Origin of the sequence: Oxalicibacterium faecigallinarum (assembly GCF_014635705.1) — a bacterium.
In the GTDB taxonomy this organism is placed as follows: Bacteria; Pseudomonadota; Gammaproteobacteria; order Burkholderiales; family Burkholderiaceae_D; genus Oxalicibacterium; species Oxalicibacterium faecigallinarum.
Genome location: NZ_BMDI01000002.1, coordinates 694,629 through 709,808 on the forward strand (window position 1 = coordinate 694,629; position 15,180 = coordinate 709,808).

Consider the following 15,180-nt stretch of genomic DNA (forward strand, 5'->3'; position numbering starts at 1 on the left):
GAGATCAATCAATCTGTTTCTGAACGCTCGCAATTCCCACCTGCGCCGTCCCTTCTGCCAACCGCACAGTCACATTGCTGCGCGGTTGCAGCGACTGCGGTGAGCGCAGGATTTCTCCCTTTTCATTACTGACGATGGCGTAGCCACGCTCCAGCGTGCGTTGCGGGTTCAACATTTCCAGTTGCGCTGACAGCCCACGCAGATGTTGCTGGCGTTGCTTGAGCTGGGTTTGCATGCTGCCGAGCAGGCTGCGTGCATCGCGTGCGATGTTGAGGCGCGCTGTACGGGTATCCGGTTTTTGGCTTTGCCAGCGATGCGTCAGACGTGTGAGTGAGAGGCGAGCGCGATCGATCGGAATGCGCGTGCCATGTTGTAGCTGATTCTGTAACGCGCCGAGTCGCGAGCGCTCCTGGCCGATATAGGCGGCAGGGCTGATCAGTCTGCGCGACATCCAGTCCAGCGTTTGCGATGCATTGCCAAGCTGACGTTTCATGGCAACGCGTAAATCATCGGCATGCGTATCCAGTTGCGCCAGCCAGTCGGCACGCGGCAAGGTGGCCAGTTCGGCTGCGGCGGTTGGCGTAGGTGCGCGTACGTCGGCAGCAAAGTCGGCGATGGTGAAATCGGTTTCGTGACCAATACCAGCAATCACGGGCATATCCGAGCCCGCAATCGTGCGTGCCACGATCTCATGATTGAAGGACCAGAGGTCTTCGATGCTGCCACCACCACGACAGACCAGCAGCACATCGCATTCGGCGCGTGCCGATGCGGTGGCAATGGCTTGCGCTATCTTCATGGCTGCGCCTTCGCCTTGTACCGGCGTTGGGTACAAAATCACATTTACATGCGGTGCGCGACGCGCCAGCGTGGTCAGCACATCGCGTAATGCGGCGGCTTGCGGGCTGGTGACGATGCCGATGGTGCGCACAAATGAGGGAAGCGCACGTTTGCGGGCCGGATCGAACAAGCCTTCGGCATTGAGTTTTTCTTTCAACTGCAAAAACGCTTCGTACAGATTGCCGACACCTGCCCGGCGAATCGCTTCCACATTCAATTGATAGTCGCCACGCGGCGCGTACAACGTGACCAGCGCGCGGACTTCCACCTTGTCGCCTTCTCGCGGCGAAAAATCAGCGTATTGCGCGCGCCCGCGAAACATGACGGCGCGCACCTGCGCGGCATCGTCTTTGAGCGTGAAGTACCAGTGGCCAGAGGCTGCGCGTGTGAAATTGGAGATCTCGCCACTAATCCACGTCAGTGGAAAACTTTTTTCCAGCATGCGCGCAACGGCCTGATTGAGTGCAGAAACGCTGACGACGTTGGGTGTGGTTGTGTTTGTCATGAAACGAAAATCAGAAAACGAAATGTGAAATCTTTTGCACGGTGTGCGACAAACAGATGGTAATCCAATCGCGGGATGTTGACCCTGATGGTCGTTATGTCACTAGAAAGTGAGTGAGATGGATTTTAAAGTCTACATAGAAAGAAAATCGAGAGAAGAATCGCATCAAATCGTAATTTGATTAGTTAGATGCAATGCCGACGCGGGATGCCAAGCTTTTTTCTTTTGTCGATAAGCAGACATCACGATTTGGAAAAATCGTGTGCTTAAAATTTAAGCAATCCAAAATCAAAAAAGAAATCATGCATGAAAGGCATGACTAAATTTTCATGTTTGTGTGAATGACATTTTGTTTAAACAACGTCTCAATTTTTCTGTGAAACATTTGTTCACACTTGTGGGATTTTTCCTACGAAAAAAATTTTTCTCCTCTGAAAAATGAAAATTTCATCGCGCCTTCACATTTCCATGCAGTAATCTTGCCTGAAGCAAATTCGCTTTTTTCTCTCAGTAATTTTCACGTAAGTTTTCATGTCGCTTGATGTTTCTCAAAGATTAATTTGGCGACGCCGCACATTTCTTCACTTCGATTCAACCATGCTCCCACGACTCAAACTTTCGCTGACCTTGATGGTGTTGGCGCCATTTGCTGCGGCAAATGCCCAGCAATTGCCTGATGCTAGTGTGTTGTATCCAGAGACCGCGCCGCGTCTAGCGCCGCCGGAGCCATCCCCATCCTTTAATCTGCAAGGTGCGCCTTTGCCGAGCACGGCAACGCCGGGTGGTGAGCGCTTTCCGCTCAAGGAAATCAAGTTTCAGGGCAATACCAAACTAACGTCCGAGCAATTGGCGAGTGTGGTGCAACCTTATATTGGTCAGTCAGTTGATCTGGCAGGCTTGCAGGAAATTGCCAATGTCGTGACGACGGCTTATCGCGCAGCCGGTTATCCATTCGCACGTGCTTATCTGCCGCGCCAGGATGTGGCGAACGGCTCTGTCACGATGAATATTGTGGAAGGTCGTTACGCGGAAGTGGCTGCAACAATTGAGCGTGGTGGCAAGCAAGCGGCTGATAGCGAAGCGCAGGCTTATCTGAAACCGCTGAAAAAAGGCGAGGTCATCAGCGCCGCAGAAATCGAGCGTATCGCCTTGATCATGAACGATCTGCCTGGTTACACGGCAGTGCCGATTGTGCGTCCGGGCGCGGATGTCGGTAGTGGCGATCTGGAAGTGCGTCTGGTGGAAAGTGACCGTACGCGCGCTTCGATCGGTGTCGATAATCACGGCAGCCGTTATACGGGCTTGTATCGTGCACGTGCAGATGTGGCGCGAGCACACAATCTGATGCTCGGTGATGAACTGCGTGTAACCGGCTTGCTGACCGATGGTGAAACCGGTCTGGTAGCACTGGGTTACAGCATGCCGTTGATGCCAAATGGTTTGCGCCTGGATTTGTCTGCTGTTCACAGCTCGTATCAATTGAGTGGCGACTGGATGACGGGCGCTGGCTTCAAGGGTAAGGCAAATATTCTGGGTGCGCTGGTCAGCTATCCGCTTGTGCGTTCACAAAATGCCAATCTAACCGTGAGTGGCGGCGTGCAAAACAAGCGTTATACCAATGAAATCGGTGCACGCGAGCGTTACAACATCAATACCTTGCCGCTGGCACTCAATTTTGATGTGCGCGATCAGTTCAACGGCGGTGCTGTCACATTCGGTGCGTTGACATACACCGCAGCACGTGTCGGTAGCGACAACCTGCCGACGGCGAGCCGTGATGACAGCTTCCGTAAAGTGAATCTGGATCTGGCGCGTATCCAACGTGTGACGGATCGTCTGCAAGCCAGCATCAAGGCTTCTGGACAACACACCAACGACAACATCGATGCGACGGAATTCTTGCCGATTTCCGGACCAAACGCGGTGCGCGCTTTCCCGGTTGGTGAATTCAGCGGACATCGTGGCTGGTCTGCACAGACCGAGCTGGCTTACAACCTGCCGCAGTACAAGGTTTCCCCTTATGTCTTCTACGACAAAGGTCATGCCTCGAATCTGACGACCACGCTCAAACGTACCTTGTCTGGCTATGGCGTGGGTGCGCGCTATAACTACGCTGGCTGGACGCTGGATGTGACGGCAGCGTGGGCTGATGCCGGCTCGCCATCGCAGGTAGAGCCGAACGAGCGTGGTGCACGCATCTGGGCTTCCCTCATCAAGCGCTTCTGATTCATCGCCGCGCCAACTACATATTCGTCAAGCAATACGACATCAAGAATTCAGCTCAAAGGTAAAGAAACATGAACGGTCACGGCTCACTCAATCGCATCTTCCGCGTGGTATGGAACGTTGTTCTCGGCGAATGGCAGGTTGCTTCGGAACACACCAAAGGCAAAGGCAAGACGAAATCGGTACGTTTGAGTAAAAGCGGTTTTGCGCGTCTGAGTGCAGGCAGCATTCTGGTGCTATGCAGCGCTGGGGCGTTGGCTGAGCTACCGACCGGTGGTCAGATCACGGCTGGTAATGGTCAGATTGGCACACCGTCGAATGGTCACATGGTGATCAATCAGAACAGCAACAAAATGGTGATCGACTGGACCAGCTACAGCATTGGTAGCGGTAACAGCGTGCAATACATCCAGCCGTCGGCAGATGCAATCGCGTTGAACCGCGTGCTGGGCGGTGATCCTTCGGTCATCCGCGGTACGATCAGCGCGAACGGTCGTGTCGTTCTGTTGAATCCGAACGGTATCATGTTCGGGCCGACTTCTAAAGTCGAAGTGGCTTCCTTGCTGGCTTCTACGCTCAATATGAGCAATGAAGATTTCATGGCTGGCAACTTTAATCTGACCGGTAATTCTGCTAACTCTGTCGTCAATCAAGGCAGCATCAAGGCTGCCGATGGTGGTTTTGTTGCACTGGTTGCCGCGAAGATTGAAAACGTTGGCGACATCCGTGTGCGTGGTGGCGAAGTCCTGATGGGCTCGGGCAGCAAGGTACGCCTGGATCTGGGCGGCCCAGCCAAGATCGAAGTCGATGAAGCCGTGATCGATGGCTATATCCGCAACGGTGGTTTGATCAAGGCCGAAGGCGGTAGCGTCGTTATGACCGTCAAGACAGCCAGTGAGTTGGCCACTTTGGCAATCAATAATGAAGGCATTATCGAAGCAACCAGTCTGGCACACGGAGATGGCGGCACGATCCAGTTGCTGGCAGATGGCGGCACAGTCACCAACAGTGGCACCTTGAATGCAAGCTCGGCTGAAGGTAAAGGCGGTTACGTTGAAGTGACGGGAGCAAGCGTTGGCATTCTGGATGGCAGCGTGGTCGATGCTTCCGGCGCAATTGGTGGCGGTACGGTGCTGTTGGGCGGTGACTATCAAGGCAAGAATGCAGCAGTCACTAATGCGCAAATGACCTTTGTCGGTGAAGGTGCGACAGTACGTGCCAATGCGACGGGTAACGGTGACGGCGGCAAGGTGATTGTTTGGTCCGATGATCGCACTGCATTTGGCGGCACGATCGAAGCCAAGGGTGGTACAGAAGGCGGTAACGGCGGTTTGGTCGAAGTATCAGGCAAGCAGTTCCTCGACTTCCAGGGGACGGTCGATACAACGGCGGCCAAAGGCAAAACCGGGACGCTGTTGCTGGATCCGACCAATCTGACGATTGGCAAGGTCAATACGTCTGGCTGGATTACAAAACAAGGTGGCACGTTCGCTGACTTTACGTCAGGCACAACGCCTAATCCTGCGCATGATTTCTCGTTCCTGCGTACGGACGTGCTGGAAGCTGCATTGGCAACGACGGATATTACGGTCCAGTCGGCTTGCGTTACTGCGACGTGCGTTGGCACGATTACCGTCAAGGATGCGATCACATGGAGCAGCGGCAAAGGCCTGACGCTCGATGCAACCGGCAGCATCTACATCAATGCCGATATCACTTCGGTTGGTGCGGCGAATACCAAAGGCGGTAACTTCACCGCCAAAGCAGCGACGGGCAATATCGAACTAAATGCAACGATCGATGCAAACGGTGGTGTTGCAAATAGTGGCGCAGGTCGTGTGGGTGGTAACGTCAATCTGAACGCAGCAAGCGGTAGCGTCATCCTCGGTAATCAAGCTGTTATCAACACGAGTGGCTCGGCAGCAGCAACGGGTAGCACGGCTGCCGGTGGAGCAGCAGGTTCCATCACAATTAACAGTACAACAGGCATTGCACTTAATGGCGGCGATCTGTTGGCAAAGGGCGGTACTAGCACCGGTGTAGCAGGTGCTGGCGGACAAATCAATTTGACAACGACCACTGGCAGTATCAGTCAGGGTGGCAACAGTCAAATCATTGGTGGCGGCCTGAAGCTGGACACTGATTCAGGCAATGTGACGCTGACAGCTGGTAGCAATGCGGTGGATAACATTGCTGCCCGTTCCAATTCGGGCGACATCGCTTTCTACAACACCAATTCTGCCGGATTGACGGTTACTAATATTGGTGGGGTAAATGGTGTTTCGACAGGTATTGGCGGCGACATTGATCTGAAGGCACGTAATCTGCAGGTTAATTCGAATATCACCACGGCCAGCGGCAATATTTCATTGAACGCAAATCAAGGGCAGTCCGGTGATTACACGGGTGTGCTTGTGCAAAACGCCAACATCACGACGCAAGGTGGTGATATTGAAATTAGCGGACGTGGTGGTAATGCCGATCGTGGTCATCAGGTTGGCGTACAAATTACCAATGCAATCGTTAGCGCTGGTGGATCAGGCAAAGTCGAGGTAACTGGTACTGGTGGCGCCAATGTTGGAGGCGAGAATCACGGTGTTGTGATTCAGGGTAACGGCAATGTCAATAGCGGTGTGATTACCTCCAACAGCGGGCTAATCACAGTCAATGCGGCCGGTGGTAGCGGTGCTGTCGGTAATAACCATGCGCTGGTATTCAATCAGCGCGGTCAAATTGGTGATGCCAGCGGTGATCGTGATGTCATCGTGAGTACAGAGGTGGGTGCCGATGTTGGTAGTGTGGCCTATGCCAGCGATGCAGCTGGTGGTTACATCGGAACAGGCGAAGGCAATTTGACATTGCAAGGTGATGCGCTCAGCACCAACGGTATTGTCAATGTTCGCAGCAAGGGCGACGCAGCTGTGCTCTCTGCCGGTACACGTTTTGATCAAGCATTCAGTCTCAACGATTTTTCCAACAAGTTTGTTTTCAATGCAGCTGAAGGTGGGCTGGATGCAGTCAGTGCACTGACCATTGGTAGAACGACCAACGACGCAGACATCAAGATCGACAAAGCAATCGCAATTGATGGTGTCGTGAGTTTCAATGGCGGTGATGTCAGCCTCGAGCAAACGATCGAAGCCAATGCTTTGAACATCAAGGCAAAAGGCGATATCACCCAGACCCAGAGTTTTGAGGTTGGTTCAGCCAATCTGACAAGTGATGGCGATATCACTCTGGCAGGAACGAATAATCGCGCCGGCTCCCTGGCTGCGACGGCGGTAGGGACAATCACCTTCAACAACGGTGACAATGCGTTGGATCTGAATGGGACGTTGAAGGGTACATCGGTTCATTTGACAGCTAAGTCATTGAATCAAATTGCAGGTTCTATCACCACGGATGCGCTGGAAGTAATTAGCACAAATGGTAGTGTAAATTTGGCCCAGAGTAACAACATCAAGATGGTCGCGGCTGATGTGACCAACGGTAGCTTCACGCTGAATAATAGTGGCAATGCAGGTGTGTTGACTATTGGTGCCGTAGGCCTTGATCAGAATGTGAAAACGAATGGTATTCGCGCAGCTGGTTCAGTGACCTTCAATGGTTCTAATGAGATCAAGCTGGAGCAAGCAATTAATGCTGGTGGTTCGGTTACGTTTAACAATACCAATAAAGTGGATGTTGACGCGGCTATCAATGCCCTTGCAGGTACGGTTTCCTTCAACAACATCGGTGAAATGGACATTGGTGCCGATGTCAATGCTGCCAATATCTCGATCACAACGGCGAAAGACGTTTATCTTGGAAGCGAAGAAGCAAACAAACTTTCGCTGACGGATGACGAAGCCAAACACTTGAAGGCGACTTCGCTAACGCTTACGGCCAATAGTGGCAGCGTGAACAGCTCAGGTGATTTCCTTGCCAACGTGTCGTCCATGTCGATCACGGCAAGCAAAGGTATTTTGGGTAGTGCAGACGGCAAACTCGGTTTCAACAACCGCGAGAATGGTGTGCTGATATTAAACAGCACCGCCAATGGTTCTGTTGCTGATACTGGTATTGGGACTTCTGCTCGTGCTCTAAAGACGGTTGGCGCATCTAGTCTGACGCTGACTTCGGCAAGCGATATCAATGTTGCAGCACGTAATGCGGCGGATAATGCTGATGCTAATCTGAATAAACTGCATATCACATCGAATTCTGCAGGTGCAAACTACGCATATTCAGTATCGTCGACCGCGGGGCTTACTTTCGGTCGTGAAAACTTTTCGGGTTGGTATCAAGGACAGACTCCGACAATCAAAGGTGTGTACACCATCGGTTTGATTAACCCTGATGCCGATCCGTTGGATTTCAGCTTTATCGGTAACGCTCCAATCAAGGTTGTTGGAAGCATGATTGGAGGGGCAGATTTTGCCTTGCAAACCCAGTACGGTATTACTGTTTCTCAATTGGTGTCCGGCACTACTGGTGCAATCTCCCTTAAGTCGACTGGCAGTTCAGGTAATTTCGTTGGTGTTGATATTCTTGCAGCCGGTAGTGTGCGCACAGAATCTGGCAGCATTGTCCTCGAAGGTCGTGGTGGTAATGGCCGTAACGGTGGCGATAGCAACAATGATCAGTCTAATCAGCATGGTGTAGAGATTGCTGGTGCAGTTTCTGCGACGACGGGATCGATTGCAATTACTGGTTTGGGAGGTTCTTCCGGCCAAAGCGGTGGTAACCACGATGGTGTAGTCATTGGCGGTTCTGTTTCTGCTTCTAGCGGCTCGATCACAATTGCTGGCTCGGGAGGCTCTTCCAGCCAAAACGGTGGTGATCACGATGGTGTCGCAATTAATGGCACAGTTTCTTCCACAGGTGGTGCGATTTCCATCACTGGTACTGGTGGTAATGGTAGCGGTGATCAGGATGGCGTTGTGGTTGCGGGTGCTGTAACAGGTTCAGGTGGAAAAGTTGCGATCAATGGTACGGGTGGCAGCAATAGCAGCATAGGAGGCGCAACTAGCGATGGTGTTGTATTTGCCGGTACGGGGTATGTCACCAATGTGACGGGTACGGTCGCCCTGACAGGTAAGTCAGGTAGTGGAACAAACGCCCGTTCTATTGATCAGCAGGGCTCCGGCATTATCGCGGCAGCTGGTCTGGAAGTCATCTCCACACAAGCCGGCGAGGCTGTACTTACGAATGAGAATAACGTTGCCAAATTGGCTGCTAATGTAACGACAGGCTTCTATTTCGATAATGGTGGTCGTGGTAACAGCTCTTTGACTGTTGGAACCGTCACTTTGAATGGGCTGGCGGGCATCACAGGTTCTGGCAATCTAGGTCTGTACAACATCAGTTCGTTAAAAGTTGAAGATTCCATCAATATGGGCAGCGGTAATGTTGCGATCGCAGCGGATGCTATGAGTATCTATGGCGGCAACACGATTCGTGCTGGTCATGTCTGGTTGACAGGTAAAGCGAGTGGTAGCACCACAGGAAACAATGTCTGGCAAGTCACCGACTCCCTCGCTATCGATGTTGGCGACGGCAGTACAGGTGGGTTGTCAATCAACAATCTCTTGCTAGATCAGATCCATGCTTCTGATCGATTGACGCTGGCAACGAGCGGTAACACGACGATTACCAGTAACGTCTATCTTAAAAATGTTAATAATCTGACGTTGGAAAGCGGTGTTGGTGCGATCACGGCTCTTGATGCTGGTCCAGAAGCTGAAAATTGGTTGGTATTGAGCAATGCAAATAACCGAGGCTCAGTTACTCTCAACGGTTCGGTAGTGGGTTCTACTGGACAAGCTATTTACACCCAAGGTGCGAATGATATCTCCGTCAAATCGAACGGCGTGATTCATGTACAGGCTTATAACTACCAAGCATCAGATCGAATCAATCTGGAATCAGTGTCGATCACTTCGACATCCGGCGGGACGGATGTGTTCTATAAGGTGCTTGGTAAAGAGGATGGGCCTGGACTGAATTTCTCAGCGGTAGGTACGGGTACTAGCTACGTTGTTTCAGCCAACTCAACCAATCGCTCGAACTTCAGTTTTACAGGCAGCAGCTCTATCACGGTTGATGCGGATTCCGATTTGAAAGGTGGCGCATTCTCTGTAAGTGCAACCAGTGGTGACGTTAATCTCAATAATGGCGTTGATATTAAAGGCGGCAGTGGCAGTATCCGGGCAGCTGGAGATATCGTTTTTGGTACTAATGCCACATTGACGACAAGTGGTGAAGCCAGTGTTCGTTCTAATGGAACTGGCTCGCTGACGATGGGCAGTAACAGCGCCATCACAAGTACGGCCGGTGATGTCAAAGTTCGGGTGGATGATCTCGTACTTGCTTCAGGTAGCACACTGTCGTCGAAAAATGGTGCCGGCACGGTAGAGGTTAGCACTGCAAGTACGGGGCGCAACATCACTGTCGGTGGTGCAGATGCAGCCAATACCTTGTCGTTGAACGCTACCGAACTGCTTCAGATTCAAGCGAAGAATCTCGTGATTGGTCGCAATTCGTCTAGTGAGCCGACCAGCGGCAATATTCGTCTGGATAGCGTTGATTTCACGCAAGGCAATGGACCTATCACCTCGTTGTCTGTGAACAGCTGGACTGGGTCGGTGACGCAAACGGGCGCACTCAAGGTTGATACGCTTGATGTCAAACTTGGTTCTATTACCGATGGTGCGGGCAGTGCGACGTTGAACAATGCGGGTAATAACATTGGTACGTTCAGCGCGACAACACGCAACGGTATTAGCCTTACCAACGCGGGCAACCTTGATTTCGATGGAAGCTCTGGCGGCGCGATTAGCGTTACAAACACGGGTACCCTTGACTTGAATGCAACATCCACGGGTGCTGTCAGTGTTAACAATACTGGTACCGCAACGGCCGTGATCAGTGCCGGTTCAACGGTTAATGTTGTTAATGACGGTACGCTTGCGGTTAAAGCTGATGGAATCGGTGCCGTGACGGTTAATAATACGGGCACGACGACAGTTAATGGTTTAACTAGCAGGGGTGGTGCGATCAATGTCACTAGTGGCAGCAATCTGCTGACGACTGCTGAAATTGATGCGACACGTAATACGGTCGGTGCCAATGTGGGCGGTGGCGTCATCAATCTGACGTCAACTGGCGGAACATTGACAATCAAAGGTGGTGTGACTTCGAACGGTTATGCATCATCTGGCAATACGTCGCAGCAAGGTGGTGTCATTACCTTGCGTGGGCAGAATGTTGAATTGGGCCAGGTCACGATCAGCAGCAATGGTTCTAATAACTCGACGGCTAATGCTACTGGTGGTGCGGCCGGCACGTTGATCGTTGATGCTACTTCTGGTGGAGCGATCACGCTTGATGGTACGACCATCAATCTGCTTGGCGGATACGGTGGAGCGAATGGCTCACGTGGCGCAGGTAGTAATCTGACATTCAGTGATCCTGTCATGCTGGCAGCATTGCCAGGCTCCAGTGGCGCGAAAACTGCGACGATTAGTGCTGGCGGCGGCGATGTGATTTTCAGTGGTGGAATCAATGGCGATGGCGGCAATGGCCTGTCGATCAATTCGAGCAGACAAGTCGGTAATACGACGGAATATGGCAGCGTGTCGCTTGGTCAAATTGGTGTTGCCAGCAAAATTGGCAGCCTGACGGTTTCGTCGGTCAACGATGTGTCGATGGGGGCTGTCAATGCAACAGGTGCAGTGAATCTTACCCCTGCCAACAACGCGACGCTTGGTACTGTTAATGCAGGGAGTTTGGTGATTTCCAATGCTGAAGGCACAACGACCTTGAGTGGAAATGTCACGACGACCGGTGACATTAATATCAACAGCGAAACGTTGAATGCTACCGCCAACAATATGCGCTATACCACCACGGTTGATGGCAACATCAAACTGGCTACAAAGGATGCGTTGACGATCGCCAATACATCGGCTTTCAATTCGTCAGGCAGCATTGAGCTGGTTGCAACCGATGGCATTCGCGTAGATGGCTCATTGACGACGGCCGGTAATGCCATCATTTTGGGTTCCGCGACGACCCTGGGTTCCAGTGTGGTGATCGATACGACGGATGGCGGTGATGTAGCTGCTGGTGGCAACGTGTGGTTCAAGAGCACACTTGACTCAGACAATACAACACGCAACCTGACGGTTAATACCGGTACCGGTGGTGATATCACCTTCGGTGGCTTGGTCGGTCATACCAAAGCACTCGGTGCCATCGTCATTGGTTCAGCTAATGATGTTCAATCATCCGGCATAACAGCGACTTCGTTCACACAGCAAGCTGGTACTGGAAAAACTACTCTAGGCGGTACCAACTTGTTTAGTGGCGGTGCTTTTGCCTTCACTGGTAATGAGCTTGCTATTGCTGCCAACGGTAGCCTGACCGCAGGTTCAGCCACGATCACGAACGCTGGATTGTTCTCGACGGGGGCAGGCAGCAACATCAATGCGGCTGGTGGATTCGCACAAAATGGTGCAGGCACGGCGCAGTTGGCTGGCAATATCACCACGACAGGTACGAACATTAGCTTTGCCAATGCGGTGGCAGTTGGTGGGGCAGTTGCACTCAGTACGGGTGCAACGGGTAACGGCAACATCACCTTTGGCGGTACGCTGAACAATGCCTCTACTGCTTACAGTGGTAGCACGACGCTGACTGCAGGTGATGGTGTGATTTCGTTCGGTGGCAATATTGGTGAAACCACAGAACTGGGTAATCTGACGATCAACACAAGTCAGGATGTGACACTGCCAGTTCTGGTAAAAGCACAATCGTTGACGACAGATGCTGGTGGTCGCACGATTATTCAGAACGGTGCTGCAATCACGACTGTTGGTAGTCAAAGCTATGGCGATGCTGTCAGCCTGACAGGTAATGCAACGCTGAACAGCGGCAATAACCTGCTGTTTGGTAGCACGATCAATGGTGAGCATGACCTTACCGCCAGTGCAACCAACACCCTCCGATTTGGCGGAATGGTTGGTGGGACTGACGCATTGACGAGCTTGGTTGCGACTGCAACCACGATCGAAATGAATGGTGGTGGTGTAAATACCGTGGGTAATGGAACGACGACGACCGGCAATCAAACCTATAACGGTCGTATGACGTTGGGTGCGGATGCAACCTTGACGCGCACGAATACCGGAGTCGGTGGCATCACATTCAATGGCGCGATTGATGGACCGAATGCGCTGACGGTCGCAACAGATGGTCATACTATCTTTGAAGGTGCGATTGGCTCTACCTCACAATTGGCAAGCCTGACTGTCGCTAATGCGACAAGCACGCTGTTGATGAATGGCGGTAGCGTGACCACCTCTGGTGCACAGCTCTACAACAGTGACAAGGTCATCCTTGGTCGTGACACGATCTTGCAAAGCACAAATGCAGGCTTGGTCCGATTCGATGGTGATATCGATGCCGCGATTTGTACCGTTGCATCACTGACGGTAAATACGCAAGGCGCAACGGAATTTGCCGGTGCCATTGGTACTTACCGTCCGCTCTGGAGCATCACGACAGATGGTTCGCCTGGCAATGGTAATACCGTGACGTTCGAAAACGGTACGGTGATTACGCACGGTGATCAGCGCTATGGTGAGGATGTCATCCTTGGCACGAATACCAAACTGACCAGCTACAGCCAGGGCGATATCGTTTTTGGCGGGTACGTACGTGCCAAGGATGATGGTCAGCAATCTCTGGCCATTGATACCTCCGGTGATATCGAGTTCAACGGCAAGGTTGGCGATAATGATCAACGTCTTGCAAGCCTTGATACCAGCTTGAGCAAAGATGGCAAGGTCTCACTCAATGGTGGGGAAGTCACGACGGTTGGTGCGCAGACTTATGGTGCACCAGTCACACTGGGTCATAACACGGTTCTGGAATCGACGGATAACGGCAATATCGTATTTGGCGGTACGGTGGATGGCCCCCATGATCTGACGATCAAGACCAACGGCACGACGCGTTTTACACAAACCGTTGGCGGTACGAGTGAGTTGGCAAGTCTGACGACGACTGGCACGGGCACCGTGCAGATCAATGGCGGTGGTGTGAAGACGGAAGGGAAGCAGACCTATAACAACGCAGTGACGCTTGGCGCCAATACGGTGCTGTCCAGCAGTGATGAGGGCGATATCACTTTTAACAGCACAGTTGATGGCGCACGTACGTTGACCATTGCAACGGCTGGCACCACGACTTTCAATGGCGCGGTCGGTAGCAAGAGTGCACTGGCAAGTTTGACCACGGACGAGGACGGTGATGTCTTAATCAATGGCGGTTCTGTTACGACACGCGGCGCACAAACCTTCAACGATGGTGTAACGGTCGGTGCCAATACGGTCTTTACAGCGGGTGGCCCGATCACCTTTAATGACACGCTCGATGGTCCGCATGACGTGACGGTCAAAACACCAGGTTTGACCACATTTGGTGGCGCAATTGGTGACACGGCACCATTGAAGAATCTGTACGGTGGAACTGGCACTGGCACAATCAACATCCACGGCCCTTCAATCGCCTTGACCGGCTCGCTGATTTTTGAAGAAGCGGTCCACGTCAAAGGTGCGACGACAGTTGCTGTTGGCGGTGATGCGCTGTTCTATGGTGATGCTAGAACAGGTAAATCCTTGCTGGATGTCACCGCAGGTGGTCGTATCCAGTTCGGTCGTCCGGTCGATAACATCAAGAACTATCTGCCAACGCTGTTCTCGATAGGTAGTCAGCAAGCCGGCATGCGTCCAAACCTGAGCGACGTGCATCAGCCAGTGTCGCTGGCACTGTTGGGCAATGCCGGATCGAAACAGATGGCAATCGGTGATTTGCAGATGGTGAATCTGACTTCGACAGTACCGGGTGGCGTTGGCTCGATAGTTGGTGCAGAATCCATCAATCAAGCCGTGGGCGAAATCGTTGGTGATGAAAGCTCACGTTCGACGACCTATGTCGTGACCGTCAATGGCGGTGTGCGTCAGGCCGATGACACGATGGAGGGAGCACGATGATCAAGACACGTTCTACATTTCGCACAGCGGCTGCGCATCTTGCACTGACACTTGGCGTGGCCGTAACTGGTCTTGCCATGGCGCAGACGCCTGCGCCGGCAACGCCGGACAAGGCTCCTGCTACGCCGCAGTGGAAGCAGAAGGCAACCCACGGTAGTTGGGAAGTCATCTGCGCCAAGCCGGACAAGAAGGAAATCTGTCAGGTTGTGCAGGCACTGGAAACGCGTAATGAGAAAGATGGCAAAAGCACCGGTCAGCGACTGTTGCGCATGACCTTGCAAAAGCAGCAGGAAGGTGTAGTGCTCAGCTTTGAATTGCCATTTGGCATCGATTTGCGTCCAGGTATGGTGTATCAGATCGATGGCGGTAAGGAGACAACGGTGCCATTCCTGACCTGTATGCCGGGCGGTTGTCTGGTCAGTACGATTGTGACCGATGACATCAAGAGGCAACTGACAAGCGGCAAGCAGATGAAAGTCGGCTTCCGTCCGCTGGGTTCCGAGAAGGTCGTTGTGATCGATGTCACGCTGGATGGTCTGGGTAAGGCGTATCCATCGCTCTGATCAAGAC

The 15,180-nt window shown here is 52.4% G+C and carries 4 protein-coding genes; 3 read left to right on the forward strand and 1 reads right to left on the reverse strand.

Annotated features, from left to right (window positions below):
* Positions 1 to 4 precede the first annotated feature (4 nt).
* Positions 5 to 1,345 carry an exodeoxyribonuclease VII large subunit gene (gene xseA / locus IEV29_RS13335; RefSeq protein ID WP_188381762.1) on the reverse strand — a complete coding sequence of 447 codons (1,341 nt, stop codon included), beginning with the start codon at positions 1,343 to 1,345 and terminating at the stop codon, positions 5 to 7.
* A 597-nt stretch (positions 1,346 to 1,942) separates the two neighbouring features.
* On the opposite strand from xseA, the gene IEV29_RS13340 reads away from it, so the two are divergent.
* The 3 genes from IEV29_RS13340 (at position 1,943) to IEV29_RS13350 (ending at position 15,173) form a co-directional block, all read left to right on the forward strand.
* Positions 1,943 to 3,571: a ShlB/FhaC/HecB family hemolysin secretion/activation protein gene (locus IEV29_RS13340; protein WP_188381763.1), complete on the forward strand. Its 1,629-nt coding sequence runs from the start codon at positions 1,943 to 1,945 to the stop codon at positions 3,569 to 3,571.
* 71 nt (positions 3,572 to 3,642) lie between these two features.
* Complete coding sequence (locus IEV29_RS13345; protein ID WP_188381764.1) at positions 3,643 to 14,610, forward strand: filamentous hemagglutinin N-terminal domain-containing protein; 10,968 nt, start codon at positions 3,643 to 3,645, stop codon at positions 14,608 to 14,610.
* Positions 14,607 to 15,173, forward strand: a complete 567-nt coding sequence (locus IEV29_RS13350; RefSeq protein ID WP_188381765.1) for an invasion associated locus B family protein — start codon at positions 14,607 to 14,609, stop codon at positions 15,171 to 15,173. The genes IEV29_RS13345 and IEV29_RS13350 overlap by 4 nt, the downstream gene beginning before the upstream one ends.
* The last annotated feature ends 7 nt before the right edge of the window (positions 15,174 to 15,180 follow it).

What these genes read in the sequence shown, in the direction of transcription:
- IEV29_RS13350 (WP_188381765.1), top strand. Translation starts at nt 14,607, where the DNA reads ATGATCAAGACACGTTCTACATTTCGCACAGCGGCTGCGCATCTTGCA.
- IEV29_RS13345 (WP_188381764.1), top strand. Translation starts at nt 3,643, where the DNA reads ATGAACGGTCACGGCTCACTCAATCGCATCTTCCGCGTGGTATGGAAC.
- xseA (WP_188381762.1), bottom strand. Translation starts at nt 1,345, where the DNA reads ATGACAAACACAACCACACCCAACGTCGTCAGCGTTTCTGCACTCAAT.
- IEV29_RS13340 (WP_188381763.1), top strand. Translation starts at nt 1,943, where the DNA reads ATGCTCCCACGACTCAAACTTTCGCTGACCTTGATGGTGTTGGCGCCA.